The 20,513-nt window shown below is 67.8% G+C and carries 17 protein-coding genes and 2 pseudogenes; 6 read left to right on the forward strand and 13 right to left on the reverse strand.

Translation table 11 applies throughout. From position 1 onward, the window contains the following. Positions 1–3: 3 nt before the first annotated feature. Both B277_RS18985 and B277_RS19825 read right to left on the reverse strand, forming a co-directional pair. Positions 4–444, reverse strand: a complete 441-nt coding sequence (locus B277_RS18985) for a hypothetical protein (protein ID WP_051987924.1) — start codon at positions 442–444, stop codon at positions 4–6. A 161-nt stretch (positions 445–605) separates the two neighbouring features. Then, positions 606–1,139 (reverse strand): annotated as a pseudogene (locus B277_RS19825) (DNA cytosine methyltransferase); the annotation flags it as partial. Positions 1,140–1,214: 75 nt separating this feature from the next. On the opposite strand from B277_RS19825, the gene mobF reads away from it, so the two are divergent. Continuing rightward, the gene (mobF, locus tag B277_RS06865) at positions 1,215–4,766 is read left to right on the forward strand and encodes a MobF family relaxase (RefSeq protein ID WP_040881054.1); all 3,552 of its coding nucleotides are present in this window, start codon (positions 1,215–1,217) and stop codon (positions 4,764–4,766) included. Positions 4,767–4,787: 21 nt separating this feature from the next. Here the strand turns inward: mobF and B277_RS06870 are convergent, their stop codons facing one another. The 3 genes and pseudogenes from B277_RS06870 to B277_RS06880 form a co-directional block, all read right to left on the reverse strand. Beyond that, positions 4,788–5,627: a helix-turn-helix domain-containing protein gene (locus B277_RS06870; RefSeq protein WP_007926549.1), complete on the reverse strand. Its 840-nt coding sequence runs from the start codon at positions 5,625–5,627 to the stop codon at positions 4,788–4,790. A gap of 143 nt (positions 5,628–5,770) precedes the next feature. Continuing rightward, a pseudogene (locus B277_RS06875) lies at positions 5,771–6,933 on the reverse strand (Cmx/CmrA family chloramphenicol efflux MFS transporter). Between the two features lie 254 nt (positions 6,934–7,187). Next, positions 7,188–8,183 carry a DNA-processing protein DprA gene (locus B277_RS06880; protein WP_238148118.1) on the reverse strand — a complete coding sequence of 332 codons (996 nt, stop codon included), beginning with the start codon at positions 8,181–8,183 and terminating at the stop codon, positions 7,188–7,190. Between the two features lie 221 nt (positions 8,184–8,404). On the opposite strand from B277_RS06880, the gene B277_RS06885 reads away from it, so the two are divergent. The 4 genes from B277_RS06885 to B277_RS06895 all read left to right on the forward strand — a co-directional run bounded on the left by B277_RS06885 (position 8,405) and on the right by B277_RS06895 (position 11,845). Then, positions 8,405–8,782 (forward strand): hypothetical protein, encoded by a 378-nt coding sequence (locus B277_RS06885; RefSeq protein WP_051987926.1) that lies wholly within the window; start codon positions 8,405–8,407, stop codon positions 8,780–8,782. Positions 8,783–8,866: 84 nt separating this feature from the next. Then, positions 8,867–9,979 (forward strand): DUF262 domain-containing protein, encoded by a 1,113-nt coding sequence (locus B277_RS06890; RefSeq protein WP_202865230.1) that lies wholly within the window; start codon positions 8,867–8,869, stop codon positions 9,977–9,979. Next, a complete protein-coding gene (locus tag B277_RS16700; protein WP_083853677.1) occupies positions 9,966–10,718 on the forward strand; it encodes an MAE_28990/MAE_18760 family HEPN-like nuclease in 753 nt (250 codons plus the stop codon). Before B277_RS06890 ends, B277_RS16700 begins: the two co-directional genes overlap by 14 nt. After that, a complete protein-coding gene (locus B277_RS06895) occupies positions 10,718–11,845 on the forward strand; it encodes a DNA cytosine methyltransferase (protein ID WP_007926561.1) in 1,128 nt (375 codons plus the stop codon). Before B277_RS16700 ends, B277_RS06895 begins: the two co-directional genes overlap by 1 nt. Before the next feature lie 385 nt (positions 11,846–12,230). On the opposite strand, the gene B277_RS06900 is transcribed toward B277_RS06895, so the two are convergent. The 5 genes from B277_RS06900 to B277_RS06920 are packed head-to-tail and all read right to left on the reverse strand — an operon-like array spanning position 12,231 to position 16,572. Next, a complete protein-coding gene (locus tag B277_RS06900; RefSeq protein WP_007926563.1) occupies positions 12,231–13,019 on the reverse strand; it encodes a putative hydro-lyase in 789 nt (262 codons plus the stop codon). Continuing rightward, on the reverse strand, positions 13,012–13,896 hold the full coding sequence (locus B277_RS06905; RefSeq protein WP_007926566.1) for a 5-oxoprolinase subunit C family protein: 885 nt from the start codon (positions 13,894–13,896) through the stop codon (positions 13,012–13,014). The genes B277_RS06900 and B277_RS06905 overlap by 8 nt, the downstream gene beginning before the upstream one ends. Continuing rightward, positions 13,893–14,507: a 5-oxoprolinase subunit B family protein gene (locus tag B277_RS06910; protein WP_007926569.1), complete on the reverse strand. Its 615-nt coding sequence runs from the start codon at positions 14,505–14,507 to the stop codon at positions 13,893–13,895. Before B277_RS06910 ends, B277_RS06905 begins: the two co-directional genes overlap by 4 nt. Further along, positions 14,504–15,274 (reverse strand): LamB/YcsF family protein, encoded by a 771-nt coding sequence (locus B277_RS06915; protein ID WP_007926571.1) that lies wholly within the window; start codon positions 15,272–15,274, stop codon positions 14,504–14,506. The genes B277_RS06910 and B277_RS06915 overlap by 4 nt, the downstream gene beginning before the upstream one ends. Positions 15,275–15,312: 38 nt before the next feature. Next, a complete protein-coding gene (locus tag B277_RS06920; protein WP_007926573.1) occupies positions 15,313–16,572 on the reverse strand; it encodes an NRAMP family divalent metal transporter in 1,260 nt (419 codons plus the stop codon). 211 nt (positions 16,573–16,783) lie between these two features. On the opposite strand from B277_RS06920, the gene B277_RS06925 reads away from it, so the two are divergent. Continuing rightward, positions 16,784–17,392 carry a GntR family transcriptional regulator gene (locus B277_RS06925; RefSeq protein WP_202948418.1) on the forward strand — a complete coding sequence of 203 codons (609 nt, stop codon included), beginning with the start codon at positions 16,784–16,786 and terminating at the stop codon, positions 17,390–17,392. A gap of 9 nt (positions 17,393–17,401) precedes the next feature. On the opposite strand, the gene nhaA is transcribed toward B277_RS06925, so the two are convergent. From nhaA to B277_RS06935, 3 genes are all read right to left on the reverse strand, one after another. Then, a complete protein-coding gene (gene nhaA, locus B277_RS06930; protein WP_040881051.1) occupies positions 17,402–18,682 on the reverse strand; it encodes a Na+/H+ antiporter NhaA in 1,281 nt (426 codons plus the stop codon). Between the two features lie 64 nt (positions 18,683–18,746). Continuing rightward, positions 18,747–18,917 carry a hypothetical protein gene (locus B277_RS17410; protein ID WP_007926578.1) on the reverse strand — a complete coding sequence of 57 codons (171 nt, stop codon included), beginning with the start codon at positions 18,915–18,917 and terminating at the stop codon, positions 18,747–18,749. Between the two features lie 79 nt (positions 18,918–18,996). Then, positions 18,997–20,418: an MFS transporter gene (locus tag B277_RS06935; protein WP_007926579.1), complete on the reverse strand. Its 1,422-nt coding sequence runs from the start codon at positions 20,416–20,418 to the stop codon at positions 18,997–18,999. Positions 20,419–20,513: the final 95 nt, after the last annotated feature.

Here is a 20,513-nt window from a genome sequence, read left to right on the forward strand (position 1 = left end):
CCGTTACGAGGGCTGGTGAGGGGGCGCCTCGTCCGGTGAGGTGTTCCCATCGTCGGATTGCCAGGGCGTAACGTCCCCAGCGTCGAAGAGCTGCCCGATCAGCGGCCACAGAAGCTCCGGATCCCGATGCGGCCGCGAACCGTCCGGCCCGTTCAGCGCCAGGTCGATGACCTGATGGGACAGGGCGATCGTGCCGCGCCGCGCGCGTACTCGTTCCAGGCTCTCCCCGCCGCGGGCGGCGTCGGAGGCCAGCGGCGTGCGGAACAGCGCGGCGGGCGAGGATGAAGATGCGAAAGCGGGTGTGGGGTGCGCCGATGTCGGAAGCGGGTAGGCCGAGCCAGCGCGCGTCGTACCCGAGGTCGGCCAGATCGCCGAGTACGGCGCCAAGAGCCCGTAGAGGTCGAGCTGGCTGGTCTCCCAGATGCCACGGGTCGGATTCCACACCGCGAACGGCCGCCCCCCTCGATTGCGGTTGCGGGCTCGGGGGTTGCAGAGGCGGGGTTGCGTCCATCAGGGTCCTCTCCTTCCGGTGTCGGGCGCGTCGCGGTAGCCGAAAGCAGCCCGCGCACGTTCTCGGCGACGACCCACTCCGGTTGCAGCACGTCGATCGCCTCGGCCATGCGCGCCCACAACCCCGAGCGGGTGCCAGGGTGCAGGCCGGCCATGCGTCCCACGGTGGACACGTCCTGGCAGGGGAACCCACCGCAGATCACATCGACGGGCTCGACCGCGTTCCAGTCGATCGTCGTGATGTCGCCCAGGTTCGGCACGCCCGGCCAGTGATAGGCGAACACCCGCGCCGGCGCCGGGCTCAACTCTGAGAACCACACCGTCTCGCCGTCGAACACTTCCTCGACGGCAAGGTCGAGTCCGCCGTAGCCAGAGAACAGTGACCCGATCCGTAGACGACGGCCCTGGGTCTCGTCGTTCGGCAGGCGCATGAGGACTCCGGCAGATCGGTGATCCCCGGCCGAGTCCGATCGTGAACTCGATGCCGGGCTGGTTACCCGCCAAGTGCTCGCCGCACCTCCCGTCTCCAACTCGAACGACCTTGCGACGGCCTGCCGCCGCCCTTGGCTCGCCCCGTCTCTGAGCTGCCACACGTCTTTCAGACGAGGCGCGAGGGTCCCGAGTCGCATCTGATGCGACCGGGCTTGCGGGATCACCTGCTCTCCGAGCGGTTAGCGGAAGGGGCAGCCGAGGTGACGGTTTCGATGCGTGTGATGAGCGCGGGCGATGGGTACAAGTACCTACTGAAGTCCATCGCCGCGGGCGATGGCGACCGCTCGCTGTCCACGCCGCTGACTCGGTATTACGCAGAGGCAGGAACGCCGCCCGGCTTCTGGATGGGCTCGGGACTTGGCCGGCTCGGGCACGGCGAGCTGGTCGAGGGAGCCCAGGTCGCAGAAGCCCAGCTCGCGCTGTTGATCGGGATGGGCCATGACCCGATCACGGGCGATCCGCTGGGCCGCGCCTACCAGCAGTTCGCGTCGGTCGCGGAGCGGATCACGCAGCGCGTCGACGCCCTCGACCCCGAACTGGGGCCGGCCGCTCGAGCTCAACAAGTAGCCGCGATCGAAGCGGAGGAGGCTGAGCGCGGAACCCGCCGCGCCGTGGCGGGCTATGACTTCACCGTCTCCGTGCCGAAATCCGTCTCCACGATCTGGGCGGTTGCAGACGCGGGCACCCAAGCCTTGATCGCAGACGCCCACCATGCGGCGGTTGCAGAGCTGGTTGCGTTCCTCGAACGAGAGGTTGCGACAACCCGAGTCGGTGCAACCGGCCCGGACGGCGCGGTTGCGCACGTCGATGTCGCCGGCGTCGTGGCGGCGGCGTTCGATCACTACGACAGCCGCGCGGGCGACCCGCAGTTGCACACGCATGTCGTCATCAGCAACAAGGTTCTGACCGTGCAGGACGGGCGCTGGCGAACCCTCGCTGGCCGGCCGATGCACTCGGTCGTCGTAGCCGTCTCCGAGCTCTACAACGCCGCTCTGGCGGACCAGCTCACCCGCGTCCTCGGCGTGGAGTGGGAGGCGCGAGAGCGGGGCCGGGACCGGAACCCGGCATGGGAAATCGAGGGCGTGCCCGACGAGCTGGTGACTGAGTTCTCCACCCGGTCGCGACACATCAAGGCCGAGAAGGATCGCCTGATCGCTGAGTACGTCGCCAGGCACGGGCGCCAGCCTTCGGCGCGGACGGTGCTGAAACTCCGGGCACAGGCGACGCTCGCTACCCGGCCGGAGAAGCAGGTTCGGTCGCTGGCCGACCTCACCCGCGAGTGGCGGCAGCGCGCCAGCCGAGTGCTCGGGAAGGACGCGAACGGCTGGGCTCGCACCCTCACCGTGACGAACGCGCGGGCGCCGCGGGTGTTGCGTGCCGACGATGTGCCGCTGGACGTGGTGCGTGAGGTCGGGCAGACCGTGATGGAGACGGTCGGTGAGAAGCGTTCGACCTGGACCCGCTGGAACCTGCATGCCGAGGCATCCCGGCAGTTGATGGGGTGGCGGTTCGTCACCATGCAGGATCGGGAGGCGATCACTGGCCTGGTGGTCGACGCGGCCGAGCACGCTTCGCTGCGGTTGACGCCGCCGGAGCTGGCGTCGAGTCCGTTGCAGTTCCGCCGCGTGGACGGCACCTCCCGGTTCCGGCCGCACTCCTCGACGCTGTTCTCATCCGAAGTCCTGCTGGCCGCCGAAGACCGGCTCCTGGCCCGAGCGTCCACCACCACGGGGCCGGTCGTGGCGTTGGAGACGGTCGAGAGGATCGCCCGAAAGCCCGACGCACGCGGGCGGGTGCTCGGCGAGGATCAGGCCGCGGCCCTGGCAGCTATCGCAGTCTCCGGTCGGATCGTGGACGTGCTGGTCGGCCCGGCCGGTGCCGGGAAGACCACGGCCATGAACGGGCTCCGCAGGGCGTGGGAGAAGGAACACGGCAACGGGTCGGTGATCGGACTCGCGCCCTCTGCTGTGGCGGCGCAGGTCCTCGCCGATGACCTCGGCATCGCGACGGAGAACACCGCGAAGTGGTGGCAGAACCATCTCATGCACGGGACCACGTTCGCGGCTGGGCAGCTCATCATCATCGACGAGGCGAGTCTGGCCGGCACCATGTCGCTGGATCGGCTCACCCACGAGGCTGAGCAGGCGGGCGCGAAAGTCCTCCTGGTCGGTGACTGGGGCCAGCTCCAATCACCGGGCGCCGGCGGGAGCTTCGCGATGCTCGTGCACGCCCGTGAGGATGCCCCCGAGCTGACCGATCTGCACCGCTTCACCCACGAGTGGGAGAAGACCACCTCGCTCCAGCTCCGCCACGGCCGCGCCGAGGCGATCGACACCCTGATCGAGCACGGCCGGATCACCGGCGGCGACGAGGAAGCGATGATCGACGCCGCCTATCGCGCGTGGCGGGCTGATGTTGCCGCTGGGCGTGCGTCGATCCTCGTGACCGAGACGCACGCGACCGTCACCGAGCTGAACGCCAGGGCGCGGGCGGATCGGATCATCGACGGCGCCGTGAACCCGACCCGCGAACTCGCCCTGCACGACGGTACCGCGGTCTCGGACGGTGATCTGGTCATCACCCGCGAGAACGACCGGCGGCTCCGCAACGGCCGAACGTGGGTCCGCAACGGCTCCAGATGGATCGTCACCGGGGTCCGTGAGGACGGGTCGGTCAGCATCCGCCCTGCCGGGCGCAGGTTCGGCGGCGGGATCGTGCTGCCGGCCGACTATGTGGCCGAGCACCTGGACCTCGGTTATGCGATCACCGCGCACCGTGCCCAAGGCGTGACCACCGACACCGCGCACGCGGTCGTCACCGCCACCACGACGCGGGAGAACTGCTACGTCTCCATGACCCGCGGCGCCACCAACAACCACGCCTACGTCGCCGTCGACCGTGAGGACGCCGAGCACGCGGTGCCGCGTCCCGGCGACAACCCGAACGTCACCGCCCGCTCGATCCTCTACGGCGTGTTGCAGCACATCGGCGCGGAGCTGTCGGCGCACGAGACGATCGCCGCCGAGCAAGACCGCTGGGGCTCGATCGCGCAGCTCGCAGCCGAGTACGACACGATCGCGCAAGCCGCGCAGCACGACCGCTGGGCCACCTTCCTGCAAGCCTCCGGCCTCACTGTCGAGCAGGTCGAAGACGTGCTCGCCTCCGACGCCTACGGTGCTCTGTCGGCCGAGCTGCGCCACGCCGAGGCCAACCACCACGACCTCGACGTGCTGCTGCCCAAGCTGGTGGCCGCGCGGGGCCTGCGCGATGCCGACGACATCGCCTCCGTCCTTCACGCCCGCGTCGCTCGTGCCACCGTCCGGCCTGCCGGATCGGGACGCACACGCAAGCCCCCGCGGTTGATCGTCGGGCTCATCCCGCACGCCGGCGGGCAGATGGCCGAGGACATGCGCCAAGCCCTGGACGAGCGCCGCGAGCTGATCGAGGCCCGCGCCGACGCCATACTCCGTACCGCGCTCACCGAGAAGGAACCGTGGACGGCCAGCCTCGGCCAGGCACCGAAGGACAAGAAGCAGCAGGCGGCATGGTGGCGCGCCGCCCGCACCATCGCCGCATACCGAGACCGCTACGGCATCACCGACGACCGCACCCCGTTCGGCCCCGACCCGGAGAGCACCAGCCAGAAGATTGACGCGATCCGCGCCCGCGCCGCCCTGAACCGCGCCCGCGCCGCCACGATCGAGGGCACCACGACGGAGCAGATACGGCCTGTGGCTGTCGGGCGGCGGACGCCGAGTCTGTGAATGAGCACCTGTGGCCGCACGTCACCCGACTACCAATCGAGCAGACTTAGCATGTTCGATGCTCCGGTACTGATTTGGCGTGACGCCGATACCGCGGCGAAACTGTCGCGCAGCGAAGTCTGAATCACGCCAGCCGACTTCGCGAGCAATAGCGGAAAGTGGCCGGTCGGTAGTGCGGAGAAGATGAGCCATCCGTTCTGTGCGGAGCATTGTTAGGTAAGCGATGGGCGACTTGCCGTACGCTTCCACAAACACCCGCCCCATCTGCGACTTAGACAAATGGACTTCATCGGCAAGGTCCGACACCGACCAACGGCGCTCAATGTCCGCGCGCAGCAGTTCCGCGGCTCTCCGCGCCTCCATGCGCAGCGGGGTGAACCGGCGATGCCGAGGCAACGTGGGCCACGTTGTCGCTTGCTGCGTTGAGGATGTTCGGATCGGAGAGGTCTTGATGAAGGGGGCGATGACGTGCGTGATCGAGAACCAGAGCGCCTGCATTCGGTAGAAGTTCTCCACTGGCCGGCCTTCGATACTTAGCGCGACCAGTTCGTCCAGCCACGGCGTTAACGACTCCGCCCGATCCTCGCCGAGTCGAAGAATCTGGGCGGGCTCAACATAGGTGGCGGCGTAAAAAACCTGCGCATCGAGACGATCTTGCAGCATCCCGACGTACTGCCAGAACACTTGATCGACCACATAGTCGGTGTCGGCATAGATTGTCGTCATCGTGATACGGCCTTCGGGCTCACCACCGCACAGCGTGTTCGGACCGAGCAGGATCACGTCACCGGCATTGACTAGTTGCTTCCCGAACTCACCGACCAAGACCGCGCCGCCGTCACGGACGATCGTTATGGTCACACAGTCATAGGCCGACGGTACGACGGCAGCACGGAGCACTCTGGTTCGAGCAATGACCGGCTCGAACCAGAGTGCTCCACTGCGACGGGGAGACATCACGCTGTCGAATCCCAGTGATGCGTGTCGTCCGACGACCCACCGTCCTAGTTGACACGCTCCCGATGCGCCCTCGTGCGGTACCACCACAGAAGCAGAGCGAGGCCGACGAATATGGCACTGGTCAGAGCGATGCCGCGTGTTCCGGCGAGGTTGAGGGCGAGACCGCCAGCAATGGGGCCGATGATCGCCCCGATGTTGAGTGCCGCAGTAGAGAACGACCCAGACATCGTTGGGGCTGCTTCCGCCTCGGCCATGATCCGGGCGATCAGCGCGCTGCCGACGGTGAAGGAAAGAGCGCCTTGTGTGAAGGCTAGAACCCACAGCAGAGCGGGGCTCGTCGGTGCCAGGGCGAGAGTCGCCCAGCCGACAAGCAGGAGCGGACTCGCTATCGCGATCAGCGGGCGCCAGTGACGGTCTCCGAGCTGGCCGGCCAAGGTGACACCAGCAAAGGCGCCGATGCCGAACAATGCCAGGAGCGCCGGCACCGCCCGGTCACCGATGCCACCCGGTCCAGCGGCGATCACAGCCAAGTAGGTGAACGTGCAGAACGTCGCTCCGTTGACCAAGATCGCCAGGACCACGACGACTTGTAGCGGGCGCCGACGCAAGACCGAGAGCTCTGCACCCAACGTTGTCGGTGCGGTGGCTACTGCAGTCGGGTCAGGCCGGGTCGGCGTCGCCGTGACCACCGCGATAAGTGCGGGTACGCAGATGATAGCGATGGCCCACAGGGTCGTGCGCCATCCCAATGCCTCACCGACAAGAGCCCCGAGAGGAACACCGGCGATCAGCGCGAGCGTGGTGCCAGCGAGGATCACAGCCAGGGCGCGTGCGCGCCGGTGGGCGGGAACGATCTGGCCGACCGTCGACAAAGCGACGGCAAGGAACCCGGCGTTCGCCAACGCAGCGACAAACCGGGTCAGGATGAGAATGACGAACGACCCAGTGACGGCACCGACGACATGTGCGACCACGAAGACGGCGAGGAACCCGGTCATGGTCCACCGCGGCGATAGCTCCGGCCGCTAGCGGCCATCACCGGCGCGCCGATGACCATTCCGACCGCGAACGCGGAGGTCAGGAGACCGGCCTGACTCAGTGAGACGCCAAGCTCGGTGGCGATAGCCGGTAGCAGGCCAGCCAAGACGAACTCGGAAGTTCCTTGAGCGAAGACGGCGAGGGCAAGTAGATACAGCAAGAAGGGCATGAGAGTGCTTTCCGAAACATGAGACGAATACGGGTGCGAAAGGCACGGCCGGTGTTTCGGATGCACGGGCTCAACGGACGCGACGACTCAGGGCGCGCGTGCGACGAGGCTGGTGGGGAAGAACGTCAGCATCCAGGGCTACCGGCGTGCCGGCAGCCCTGCTCTGTCTGACTCAGGTGACCCCATAGCCCCAAGACTATCTCAGAAGCAGAGCGGAGCACCCGCGCGGCGTTCTCGGCGCGGGCACCTCGAACTCAGAGAGAGCGTCCGGGCGTGCTCCGTGACGGCCGCCGGTGCCCGAACTCGCGTCCGATCTCGGGTCGGGTCATGGCCCGACCTGGGCTCGGGTCGGCGTCGAGAAGGTCGATCACGTCGCTGGGCTGCGTGACGAGCGAGGCGAATCCTTGCTTGATGAGTACGTTCGGTCCGGCGCTCGCGACGCTGGTCAGCGGACCAGGCACGGCGCCGACGCCCCGGCCGAGGTCGCGTGCGTCGATGACCGTGGTCATCGACCCGGATCGAGGCCCGGCCTCGGGGATCACGGTCGCACCCGACAGTGCCGCCAACAGGCGACTACGGGCGAGGAACCTGTGCTTTGTCGGCGCAGAGCCGGGTGGCAGTTCGCTGACCAGCAGCCCGATATCCCCGATCCGGTTCAGCAGCTCGGAATGTCCGGCCAGGTAGGGACGATCCAGCCCACCGGCCAGGACCGCGATCGTCTGACCGCCCGCGGCCAGCGCGCTCTTGTGCGCGGCCCCTTCGATCCCGTAAGCGCCACCGGCGACGATGACCCGTTCCTCATCGGCCAGGCCCATCGCCAGCTCGCCCGTGACGTGCTCGCCGTATTGGGTTGAGGCACGAGAGCCGGTGATCGTGGCTCGATCGCTCAGTGGCGTCATCAGGAACGAGACCGCCCCGCGCATCCACAGCAGGTACGGAGCACGATCGCCCAAGTCGTTCAGGCCGGCGGGCCACTCCTTGTCGGCAGGAATGAGCGTGCCGAACCCGTGCCGCTCCGCCTGCGCCAGTTGATCCAGCAGGCCGGGCGTGATCCGTTCGGTAAGCCGCTCGCGCCACATCAGCGCCTCGGCGCGAGCGAGACAGGGCACGTCGTCGTCGGCCTGGATCAGGCGCAGCGTCTCGACGCCGCCGTGATGGGCGAGGACAATGCCGGTGGCTGGGTCGTTCGGCTCGGCGATCATCGACAGCACGGCTCGCGCCTGCCGCTCGTCCTGTACCTGCTCGGCCATCGTCGCCATGATCGGTGTCCTCTCGCTCCAAGGTCACCGACGAGGTACACGCTCTTGCGCTCAGCGAGGGGTTCCCTCCGTCACACGTCAGTCGTAGACTGTGAGATGAGGCAGGTTCAGCAAACTACGCGGGTCCTTCGGGACGGCCCCTCGCGGGCACTCGGTTCATAGCCGCCTCCACGACGGAACACGTCGCGCTATGACGAGGAAAGAGGCCCGCAATGATTCGCCAATCCATGAACCTGAGCGAACGAGGCTACGGCGTCTTCCAGTACGCGCCCACGAACCTGCTGCTCGGCGCCATCCGCTACCGCCGTCGAGGCTTGAAGTGGGGCATCCCCGCCATGCTGCTCCTGGGCGGCGGTTACTACTACGCCACAGCGATCTGCCACACGATCATCCTGCGGGAAGGCCCCGGTCCTCTCTACCTGCTGGTCCTGCTGTTCGCGTGGAACGCCCTCAAGTTCTTCTGGATCGGGCCGGTCAGCCTCGTCCAGCTCGTGCTCGTCCAAGCACAGGAACGGAGGGTCCGACGAGTCGCCGACGTGGGGGAGGGCGAGGGCAGCCGACAGATGTCGGAGGCACCCGGCATCCTGTGACGTGGGCTTGGGGTTCGCCCGCCTGTCGTCGCGGTGGCAAGGGCAGCGCCCCGGTAGCCTAGAGGCAAGGCCTACCTGTCGGAGGTGAAGCAAGCAGAAGGAGGAGGTGCGATGGTGGCGCGGTCCAAGGATCGACCGACTGCGGAGCAGATCGAGCTTGCCGAAGCGCAGATCGTTGAGCAGTCCAAACGAATCGACTTCTTCCTCACGGAGTATTCCGTCGAGCTGCTGGCCCAGAAGGTCCGCGACGGCGAATATGTCGTGCCCGCGTATCAGCGCGAGTTCACCTGGGAGGAGCGTCGTAAGTCTCGGTTCATTGAGTCATTGATTATGGGTCTTCCGATTCCGTTCATCTTCTTCTGGGAGATGCCGGACGGGCGGCTGGAAATCGTTGACGGCTCGCAGAGACTGCGCACTATCGAAGAGTTCATTTACGGCGGATTCCAGCTTGGCGAACTTGATCCTCTGACACATCTGTCGGGATTCCGTTTCGATGACCTCCCCGAGTCGAGGCAGCGAAAGATCAAGAACCGATCAGTTCGCGGCATCGTTCTGAATGAGCATGCCGATGAGGCGGCGCGGCTCGACATGTTTGAGCGCATCAACACGGGCAGCAAGATCGCCAACAATGCAGAGATTCGTCGTGGCGCTCTCGCTGGGCCGTTCCTGGACGTTGTAACTGAACTTGCTAACGTGCCGCTCCTTGCCCAGCTCGCGCCGATGCCAGCGAAGGCCAAGAGAGAGCGTGGCTACGAGGAACTCGTCACGCGACTCTTCGCTTACGGAGACGGTCTTGACGGCTATCGAGACCGGCCTTCCGACTTCCTCTTCACTTACTCAAAGAAGATGAATCAAGAGTTCGCTTCAAACCCGGACCTGGCGGACGCATATCGCCAGCGGTTCAATGCTGTTCTTGATTTTGTGTCACGCAATTTCCCGTTCGGATTCCGTAAAGCCGAGAAGAGCACGGCCACGCCGCGGACGCGATTCGAGTCGATTGCTATCGGCGTTGACCGGGCACTGGCTGAGATGCCGGAGCTTGCCGACCGCCCGGCCGACCAGATTGATGTCGCCTCCTGGATTGGTCTGCCGGAGTTCCAGAAGATCACGAGTTCGGACGGTGCGAATGCGATCGCTCGCCTTCGCGGACGTATTGATTTCGTGAAGCACAAGCTGGTGGGGCATGGCGACGATTGATCTTGCTCCGTTTTTTGAGGAGAGGTACGAAGAAATAGAGGCGTACCTCTCTTTTCTGCAGAACGTCGAGGATGCCGCCCGCGAGGGCACACCCCGCCTGCGTGGAACCGACGCTCCGATCACCACTGAGCAGAAGAAGATTCTCAACTCAAGTCTCTACCTACAGCTCTACAACCTCGTAGAAGCCACCGTGCTCCGATGCTTGGAAGCGGTTGTCGCCGCCGTCGAGGAAGCGGAACGGCGTCCGAGCGAGCTAAGCATTGGTCTCCGAACTGAGTGGGTGCGTTCGATCGCGCGCACTCATAGCGATCTGGGGCCGGACAAACGTCTGCAAGCGGCACTTGATCTGTGCGAGCAGTTGTTGCAGCAGATGCCTGTCAAAGGGTTCAAGATCGAACCTGGTGGGGGCGGAAACTGGGACGACTCTTCGATTGAGAAGATATGTGAACGAGTTGGCTGTGGCCTGACGCTCTCACCTGATGTCCTCGAAGCGGCAAAGCGTCACATTCGAGATGACATGGGCGCCCTCAAACTAGTTAAGAACCGTCGCAACGGACTTGCTCATGGGTCGCTGTCATTCGTTGACTGCAGCGATGGCGTGACGGTAGCGGAGCTCAAGGTCCTCGCTACTGCGGTCGGAGACTATCTGAGAGAAGCAGTTGGATGTTTCGTGAGCTTTATCCAGGTCGAGATTGCGAAGAGCAAAGAGCAGATGGAGACGGAAGGAGTGGTCGCTTGATGAGTGAGGGCGAGAACGCTCCGACGATTCGTGCCGTCGATCTGTTCTGCGGAGTTGGCGGCCTGACATACGGCCTCGTCCAGGCAGGTATCGAAGTTGTTGCGGGCATCGATATCGACCCGGCGTGCAAGTATCCCTACGAGGCCAATAACAAGGCCAAGTTCATTGAACGTGATGTCAATGAACTTTCGGCGTCTGACGTTGCAGCCATGATTGGCGGTGCCGACATCAGCATGATCGCTGGATGCGCCCCATGCCAGCCGTTTTCAACGTACAGCCGGTCGGGCAGGAGCAAGAAGCGCGGAGACGACTGGCAACTTGTTGAGACGTTCGGCAAGCTCGTGAAGGAAGTCCAGCCCGATCTGGTCACGATGGAGAATGTTCCTCAGTTACTCGACCATCCCGTCTTCGATCAGTTCTTGGAGAACTTGGATGGCTATTCAGTTGAGTGGTCTGTCGTTCAAGCGGTCCGGGTGGGCATCCCGCAGACACGCAAGCGCCTGGTTCTCATCGCCTCCAAGCTGGGCGCTGACGGCCTCACGCTGGCGCAAGACACCGAGCGTGTGAGGACCGTGCGGGAGGCCATCGGTCGCCTCCGTCCGATCGAGGCTGGTGAGTCAGACCCGAAAGACCGTCTGCATGTCGCGTCACGATTGAGTAAAACCAACCTTGAACGGATACGCCACTCGAAGCCGGGCGGTACATGGCGCGACTGGCCCGATGCGCTCCAGGCCGCCTGTCATCGGAAGAGCACGGGCGCCACGTATCCGAGTGTGTATGGCCGGATGTCGTGGGACGACGCGAGTCCGACGATCACTACCCAGTGCTTCGGGTACGGGAACGGGCGGTTCGGTCACCCCGAGCAGGATCGGGCCATCTCCTTGCGGGAAGCTGCGATCTTGCAGACCTTCCCACCCAAGTACAAGTTCGTACCTCCGGGCGAGCCCGTCCGCTTCAGCGTGCTGGGACGCCTCATCGGCAACGCCGTACCAGTGCGCCTCGGCGAGGTTGTTGGCCAGACGATCGTCGCGCACGCTTCGCGGTTCCGGCCGCCGGAGAGCCGAGTTGGGGCTGAGCGAGGGACGCCAGGACAAGAGCCACGCGGCGATCATCTCGCTCGGTCGTAGGGGGACCAGAAGGGGACCAGAAGGGGACCAGAATCATGCAAACCATGCATCCCGTGACGTGTTCTGCATGATCTGACCCCGGAATCACGCGGAATCCGGCTTGGTCGGAGCCGTTTGGACGCCTGGGGGTCAAGGGGTCGCAGGTTCAAATCCTGTCAGCCCGACCGTGTGATGTCTCAGGACATCGTCATAGCCGGACCTACGTTTCGTAGGTCCGGCTCTTACCTTTTCGGCGGGTGTGCGGGTCCCGTCAGCCCGGAGCTGAGTGCCGGTGCCCGGTGGCGTTGCGGTCGCCTGGTCCCCCTTCTCCGGGCAACCAGGTGGCACCAACGCCGCCGGGCGACATGGCCCGATCGCAACCGTGGGCGGCCGAGTGCCAGTCGGCTCAGGGCACGAGGTAGTCGCTGTCGAGTGCGTCGGTGATGGCCATCATCCCGGGCGCGTGCCCGATGGCGAAGGGGGGACGAGACTCCATGATCGCTGCCTGCGGGGTCACCCCGCAGGCCCAGAAGACCGGGACCTCGCCCTCGTGCACCGGCACCGGGTCACCGAAGTCGGGCGCCGCCAGGTCACGGATTCCCAGGGCGGCCGGGTCGCCGATGTGGACCGGGGCACCGTGCACCGCCGGGTAGCGCGAGGTCACCCGCACGGCGGTGGCCACCTGCTCGGCGGGCATCGGTCGCATCGACACCACGAGCGGGCCGCCGATCGATCCGGCCGAGCGGCACGGACGGTTGGTGCGGTACATCGGCACATTGTTGCCGGTCTCGATGTGCCGCACCGGCGCACCGGCCTCGAGCAGGGCCGCCTCGAAGGTGAAGCTGCACCCGATGAGGAAGGCGACGAGGTCCTCGCGCCACAGGTCGCGCACGTCGGTCACCTCGTCGACGAGCTCGCCGTGCTCGTACACGCGGTAGCCCGGCAGGTCGGTGCGCAGGTCGCCGTCGAAGATCTCGCAGGCCACCTCGCCCGGCTCGGTGACGTCGAGGACGGGGCAGGGCTTGGGGTTGCGCTGGGCGAAGAGGAGCACGTCGTAGGCCTGCTCGCGGGGGACCGCGATGAGGTTGGCCTGAGTCCAGCCGGCGCTCCAGCCGGAGGTTGGGACGGACAGCCCTGCGCGAAACCGGGCGCGGGCCTCCTCGGGGATCAGGGTTGCCGGGTCGAGGTCAGCCATGGTGGGTGCTCCCTTCGAGGACGAAGCGCATGTGCTGCCCGGGTTGTGCCTGCGCGGCACGCCCGATGTCGGCGGTGACGACGACCCCGATGACGGGATAGCCGCCCGTCACCGGGTGGTCGGCGAGGAAGAGGGTCGGCTGACCGGTGGGCGGCACCTGCAGGGCGCCGGGCACCATCCCTTCGCTCTTGAGCTCGCCCTCACGGGCCCGCTCCAGCCGCGGTCCGGACAGTCGCATGCCGACGCGGTCGCTCTCGGAGGTGACCTCGTAGGTGCCGCCGAGTAGGGCCTCCACGGCGCCGGGGGCGAACCAGTCGTCGCGGGGTCCGCGCACGATCCGCAGCCGCACCTCGCCGGTGGTCGGTGCCGCGACGGGCGCCACGTCGACGAGCGGCACGCCGGAGGGTGCCCCTCCCACGGGCAGCACGGTGCCGGGCGAGGGCACGGCCGGGCCCAGCCCGGCGAGGGTGTCGGTGGATCGTGAGCGCAGCACCGGCTCCACGTCGATGCCACCGCGCACGGCGACGTAGCTGCGCAGGCCGGCTGTCGCCGCCCCCAGCCGAAGGGAGGCCCCGTCCGGGAGCCAGGTCACGGCTGCGTGTCCGACGGGCCGCCCGTCGATGGTCATGGGCGTCGTGGCACCGGTGACGACGACCCACATGCCCCCGCGCGCCCGCACCTCCAGCCCGCCGAAGGTCACCTCGAGGGCGGCCGTCGCCTCCGGGTTGCCCAGCAACCGGTTGGCGAGGCGCAGCGAGCCCGGGTCCGCGGCCCCGGAGCGGCCCACGCCGAGCCCGGCGAGCCCGACCCGGCCCAGGTCCTGGACTGTCGTCTGCGGCCCGGTCGCGACGACCTCCAGCGCCCGCGGGGCGCTCACGACGTCACCTCGACGTAGCGCACGGTGGTGCCGGGCACGAGCAGCGCGGGCGGCTCGCGCCCGATGTCCCACACCTCGAGTGACGTGCGACCGATGAGCTGCCAGCCCCCCGGGGACTCCCGGGGGTAGACGCTGGCGAACTCGCCGGCGATGGCCACCGAGCCCGCCGGGACCCGGGTGCGCGGGTTGTCGCGGCGGGGGACCCGCAGCCGATCGTCGCCGCCGACCATGTAGCCGAAGCCCGGCGCGAAGCCGCAGAAGGCGACCGTCCACGGCGTTGCAGTGTGCGCCTCGACGACGCCTCGCTCACCCAGCCCGGTCAGGCGACCGACGTCGGCCAGGTCCTCCCCGTCGTAGACGACAGGGATCTCGACCTCACCGGCGGCGGCCCGGCCGTGGGTGCCCACGGTCAGGGTGGACACGGTGCGGGACAGACGCTCGACGGCGGTACGGGCCGGGTCGAGCGTCAGCAGGAGGGTCGCGGCGGCCGGCACCATGTCGACGACCCCGTCGGGCAGGTCCTCGTCGAGCTGGGCGTAGAGCGAGAGGACCTCCTCGAGGTCACCGAGCTCGACGAGCAGCGCGGTGTCGCCGGCGGGCAGCAGCTTCATGCGGCCTCCCCGACGAAGGGGGTGAGCCGCACCCCGGCCTCCTCGAGACCGGCACGCACGCGCCGGGCGATCTCGACGGCACCGGGGCTGTCGCCGTGCACGCACAGCGACCCGGCCGGGGCCGGGACCACCGTCCCGTCGACGGCGACGACCTCTCCCTTCGTCGCGATGCGGACGCACCGCTGCGCGATCTCGTCGGGGTCATGGAGCACGGCGTCGGCCTCGCGTCGCGAGACGAGGGTGCCCTCGGGGGTGTAGGCCCGGTCGGCGAAGGCCTCGCCGACGGTCGTCAGACCGGCCTCGCCGGCGAGCCGCAACCAGGCCGAGCCGGGCAGGCCGAGGACCGGCAGCGTCGGGTCGTACTGCACGACGGCCGCAACGACCGCGGCGGCCTGCTCCTCGTGGTGGACGATGGCGTTGTAGAGCGCGCCGTGGGGCTTGACGTAGCGCACCCGCGTCCCGGCGACCTTGGCGAAGGCCTCGAGCGCGCCGATCTGGTAGAGCACGTCATCGGTCAGCTCGGCCGGCGCGATGTCGATGAAGCGCCGGCCGAAGCCGGCCAGGTCGCGGTAGCCGACCTGGGCCCCGATCGCGACGCCCCGCGCCGCCGCACCCTCGCAGCTGTGCCGCAGGGCCGTGGGGTCGCCCGCGTGGAAGCCGCACGCGACGTTGGCGCTCGTCACGACGTCGAGCATCGCGTCGTCGTCGCCGAGGGTCCAGCTGCCGAAGCTCTCGCCGAGGTCGGCATTGAGGTCGATCTGCATCATCTGCTCCTGTCGTCGTACGTCTCGGCCGGTGTTGCGGCTCACTGCTCCCAGAGGTCGAGGATCCCGCTGAAGGACTCGTAGCCGAGGTAGATCGTCAGCAGCCACACGGCGAGCCCGACGTAGGCCAGGACCTTGGGGTAGCGGTAACCGCCGAGCAGGTCGCGGCGCATGAGCGCCACCCAGATGAGGATGCCGAAGCCGAAGGGGAGGATCAGGCCGTTGAGCGCACCGGCGAGGACGAGCAGCGTCGCCGGGGTCTGCCCGAGGGAGAGGTAGATGGCTGCCGAAAAGACGATGAAGCCGATGACGACCCACTGCGCGTGCCGCTTGATCGTCTCGCTGAAGGTCGTCAGGAAGCTGACCGAGGTGTACGAGGCGCCGATGACGCTCGTGATGCTCGCCGCCCAGAGGATGACGCCGAAGATGTGCAGCCCGACCGTGCCGAGCGCCGACTCGAAGGCCACAGCGGGCGGGTTGTCGACGCCGACGAGGTTGACCCCACCGACGACCACGCCGAGGATCGCGAGGAAGAGCAGCGCCCGCATGACACCGGTGACGAGGATGCCGGTGATCGATCCGCGGCTGATCTCGGCGACGCGCTCGGGGCCGGTGATGCCGGAGTCGACGATGCGGTGCGCGCCGGCGTAGGTGATGTAGCCGCCGACGGTGCCACCGATGAGGGTGGTGATGATGAGGAACTCGACCTTGTCGGGCATGACGGTCTGCTTGAGCGCCTCGCCGTAGGGCGGCTCGGTCGCGACGGCCGCATAGGCGACCATCGCGATCATCAGCACACCGAGGACGACGACGATCCGGTCCATGGCCACCCCGGCGCGCTTGCTGACGAAGATACCGATGGCGACGAGCGCGGAGATCGCACCGCCGATCTTGGCGTCGACGCCGAGCATGGCGTTGGCACCCAGTCCGGTGCCGCCGATGTTGCCGATGTTGAAGACGAGCCCGCCGAAGACGACGAGTCCGGCGAGCACGTAGCCGAAGCCGGGGATGACCTTGTTGGCGAGGTCCTGGGCGCGCAGACCGGAGACGCCGATGACGCGCCAGACGTTCAGCTGCACGGCGATGTCGACGATGATCGAGATGACGATCGCGAAGGCGAAGGCGGCGCCGAGCTGGGCGGTGAAGACGGTGGTCTGGGTGATGAAGCCCGGGCCGATCGCGCTCGTGGCCATGAGGAACATCGCCCCGAGGAGCGCGCCCTTCGTGGCCGTCGCGGCCGTGCCGGGCGGTGGCACGACCGATCCGTCGCCGCGGGTGTCGGGGCTGGGAGCCTGCGTCATCGGGGTTCTCCTCGTCGCTCACGGGACCACCTCGGTGTGCTCCCGATGACCCAAAGTAGCGATTGTTCAACAATCCGGCAATACCCTCGTCGGCTACAGTCGCGGCGTACCGGTGACGAAGGGGTGGACGGGATGACGCAGGACTGGCTCGCAGCACTCGAGGCCGAGCGGGGGTCGATGGGCCGCGCGAGCGCCAGCGAAAAGGTGGCGGATGCGCTGCGCACCCGGATCATCGAGGGCGACCTGCCGCCGGGGACCCGCCTGTCCGAGGAACGCATCGGGGGGCGCGCTCGGCGTCTCCCGCAACACCCTGCGCGAGGCCTTCCACCTGCTCGGGCACGAGCGTCTCGTCGTCCACGAGTTCAACCGCGGCGTCTTCGTCCGCACGCTCGGGGCCGACGACGTGCGCGACCTGTACGCCTTCCGGCGGATCCTCGAGACGGCGGCGGTGCGCCGGCTCGCCGCGACCGGAGGCGACCTGTCCGGCGTCCGGGCGGCCGTCGACGAAGGGAGACGCGCCGCCGCGGCCGAAGACTGGCGTGGCCTCGGCTCGGCCAACATGCACTTCCACCGGGAGCTGACCCTCCTGGCCGGCAGCCGCCGCCTCGACGACGCAATGCGACAGGTGCTCGCGGAGATGCGCCTCGTCTTCAGCACGATGGACGACCCGCGCACCTTCCACGAGCCCTACCTCGCGCACAACACGGTGATCGTCGACCACCTCGAGGCCGGGCGCCACGATGCGGCGGAGCAGGCCCTGGGCGAGTACCTCGACCAGGCCGAGGCCCAGCTGCTCAGCGCGCTGAGGGCCTCGGCCTGATCCAGCTCGTCAGCTGGCGGTGGCCCCCGCTGCGTGCGCGGCGCGACTGCGGACGGCGAGGAAACCACCACCGACGACCGCCGAGACGAGCGAACCCAGCAGCACGCCGATCTTGACGTGCTCGTCGGCGACGCTGGCCGTGCCGTAGGCGAGCTCGCCGACGAGGAGCGAGACGGTGAAGCCCACGCCGGCGACGAAACCCATGCCGATGATGTCCGGCCAGCGCAGGCTCTCGTCGAGCTCGAAGGCCGGCAGGCGACTCAGCGCGAAGGACGTCAGAGTGATGCCGACCGGCTTGCCGATGACGAGGCCCGCGATGATCCCGAGGGTGATCGGGTCCTGCAGGGCCGTGCGGAAGCCCTCGAGCCCGCCGACGGTGACGCCGGCCGAGAAGAAGGCGAAGACCGGCACGGCGACGAGGGTCGTGAAGACCCCCCACTGGTCGGCCAAGTAGGCCGTCAGACCGTCGTAGACCGGGGTCCCGTCCTCGTCGGTCGAGCTCTGCACCCGAGCCCGCTGGGTGGCGACGACGGGTACGGTGAAACCGAGCAGCACGCCGGCGACCGTGGCGTGGATCCCCGATGCGTGCACGAGCGCCCAGGTCAGCACGCCGAGCGGCGCGAGCAGCCACCACGTGATGACGCCGCGCTGCACGAGCACCGCGAAGACCGCGAGGGGCACGAGGGCGAGCAGCAGCCACTGCAGGTGCAGGCCCTGCGTGTAGACCACGGCGATGATCGTGATGGCGATGAGGTCGTCGACGATCGCGAGGGTGAGCAGGAAGACACGTAGCGCCGGGGGCAGGTAGCGCCCGACCACGGCCAGGACCGCGACCGCGAAGGCGATGTCGGTCGCGGTCGGGATGGCCCACCCGCGCATCGCGCCCTCCGAGTCGGACGAGACCGCGATGCCGGCGAAGATCAGGGCCGGCACGGCGACACCGCCGAAGGCAGCGGCGATGGGCAGGGCCGCCTGCCGCGGGTCGCGCAGCTTGCCCGCGACGAACTCCTCCTTGAGCTCCAGCCCGACGACGAAGAAGAAGATCGCGAGCAACCCGTCGGCGGCCCACTCGCCGATCGTCAGGTCGAGGTGCAGGGCGTGGGGGCCGATGGTGAAGTCACGGACCGAGGTGTAGAGGTCGGTGGCGGGGGAGTTGGCCAGGAGCAGGGCCACGACGGTGGCGACGAGCAGGAGGGCGCCGCCGACGGCATCGCTCTGGGCGGTGGCGTGCACGCCGCGCCACAGCTCGTGGGGAGCCAGACGGCTCGTGGATCGGGGGGACTGGGACATGGGTGGGACCTGTCTGGTGGAGGAGAGGTGGGCTGCCTGTCGGCGCCCGTCGTCGCAGGGCGCCTCAGCCGCTCGGCGGAGGGCAGCCAGCGATCTCCCCGTGCGCATTGGTGCCCCACGTGCTGATCCAGCCGTTGGTCCCGGGGTGACGCACCGTGCGCATGTGCGCACGCATCCGGGCCGCCTGGGCCAGCAGGCGGGGGTGCGCAGCGTCGCGTGACTCGGGACCGTTCACGGGGTGAGTCTAGAGAGCGACGAAGGGAGGTGAGCGGCGGACTCGCCGCGGTCACCTCCCTTCGTGCTCGTGCCTCCGGTCAGCGACCGCAGGCGTCCAGCGCCGCGGACTCCTCGGCGATCGCCTCGGAGCCGTAGTCCTCCGGCTCCGACTCCGGGATGTCGCGCCCGTGCAGCGAGGCACCGGCGGTCTCCTTGAAGAAGAGCATCGCGATCATGCCGATGACGCAGGCGCCCATCATGTAGGCCGCCGGGAACTCGAGGAAGCCGGTGCCCTCGACGGCGGCCTCGTTGACCGAGGCCGCCGTGCCACCGAAGGCGGCCGTGAAGACGTTGTAGGTCACGGCGAAGCCGGCGAAGCGCACGTGCGCGGGGAACATCGCGGGGAAGGTCGCCGAGATCGTCGACAGCTGGGGGATGTACAGCAGACCCAGCACCGCGAAGCCGACCATCGCCCCGACGAAGCCGGTGCCCATGAGGAAGTACATCGGCAGCGCGAAGACGAAGAGGCCGATGAGCGAGAACCACCACATGGGGCGGCGTCCGACGATGTCGGAGAAGTGCCCGGCGAGGGGGATGAGCATCATCATCAGCACCTCGCCGACGATGATGACGACGAGCGACTCGGTCTCACCCATGCCGATCTTCGTGCCGAGGTAGGTCGGCATGTACGTCAGCAGGGTGTAGTTGACGACGTTGAGCGGGATGACCAGGCCGGCCATCGTCAGCATCGGCTTCCAGTACTCGACCATGAGGTCGCGCAGACCCTTGGTCGCGGAGTCCTCGCTCTCGCCGGCCTCGTCGAGCTCCTCGTAGACCGGGGTCTCGTCGAGCTTGGAGCGCAGGTAGAGGCCGATGGCACCGAGCGGGCCGGCGACGAAGAAGGGCAGACGCCAGCCCCAGTCCTCCATGGCGGCCTCACCGAGGACGAGCTGGAGGACGAGCACGATGCCGGCACCGAGGGCGAAGCCACCGAGCGTGCCGAACTCGAGGAAGCTGCCGTAGAGGCCGCGTCGCTTGTCCGGGGCGTACTCGGCCATGAAGGTCGCGGCGCCGCCGTACTCACCACCGGTCGAGAAGCCCTGGATCAGGCGCAGGATGATCAGCAGGATCGGCGCGCCGATGCCGATCGTCTCGTAGGTGGGCAGCAGACCGATGCAGAAGGTCGCGGCCGACATCATGATGATCGTCATCGCGAGGACGCCCTTGCGACCGAGCCGGTCGCCGAGCGGGCCCCAGAAGAAGCCGCCGAAGGGACGGGCGATGAAGGAGACGGCCAGCGTGGCGAGGGTCAGCAGCGTCTCGTGCTCGCCGGGGAAGAAGTGGTGCCCGATGTACGTCGCGACGACGGCGTAGGCGCCGTAGTCGTACCACTCGGTGGCATTGCCCATCGCGGAGGCGGCGACGGCCTTGCGGATCGTGGGACGGTCGGGCAGGTCCTCGAAGGCCACGCCCTCCGCGCCTTCGGACGCGGGGTCACCCGCGGTGTTCTGCGTGCTCATGGATCTCCTAGGGTTTGATCTTTTCCGCGCAGGCGCGGCTTGGCACGTTGCTCGACGTTACGGAGATCCACTTCCTGCCGCCATCCGAAACGCCG

Source organism: Janibacter hoylei PVAS-1 (assembly GCF_000297495.1).
Lineage (GTDB): Bacteria > Actinomycetota > Actinomycetes > Actinomycetales > Dermatophilaceae > Janibacter > Janibacter hoylei.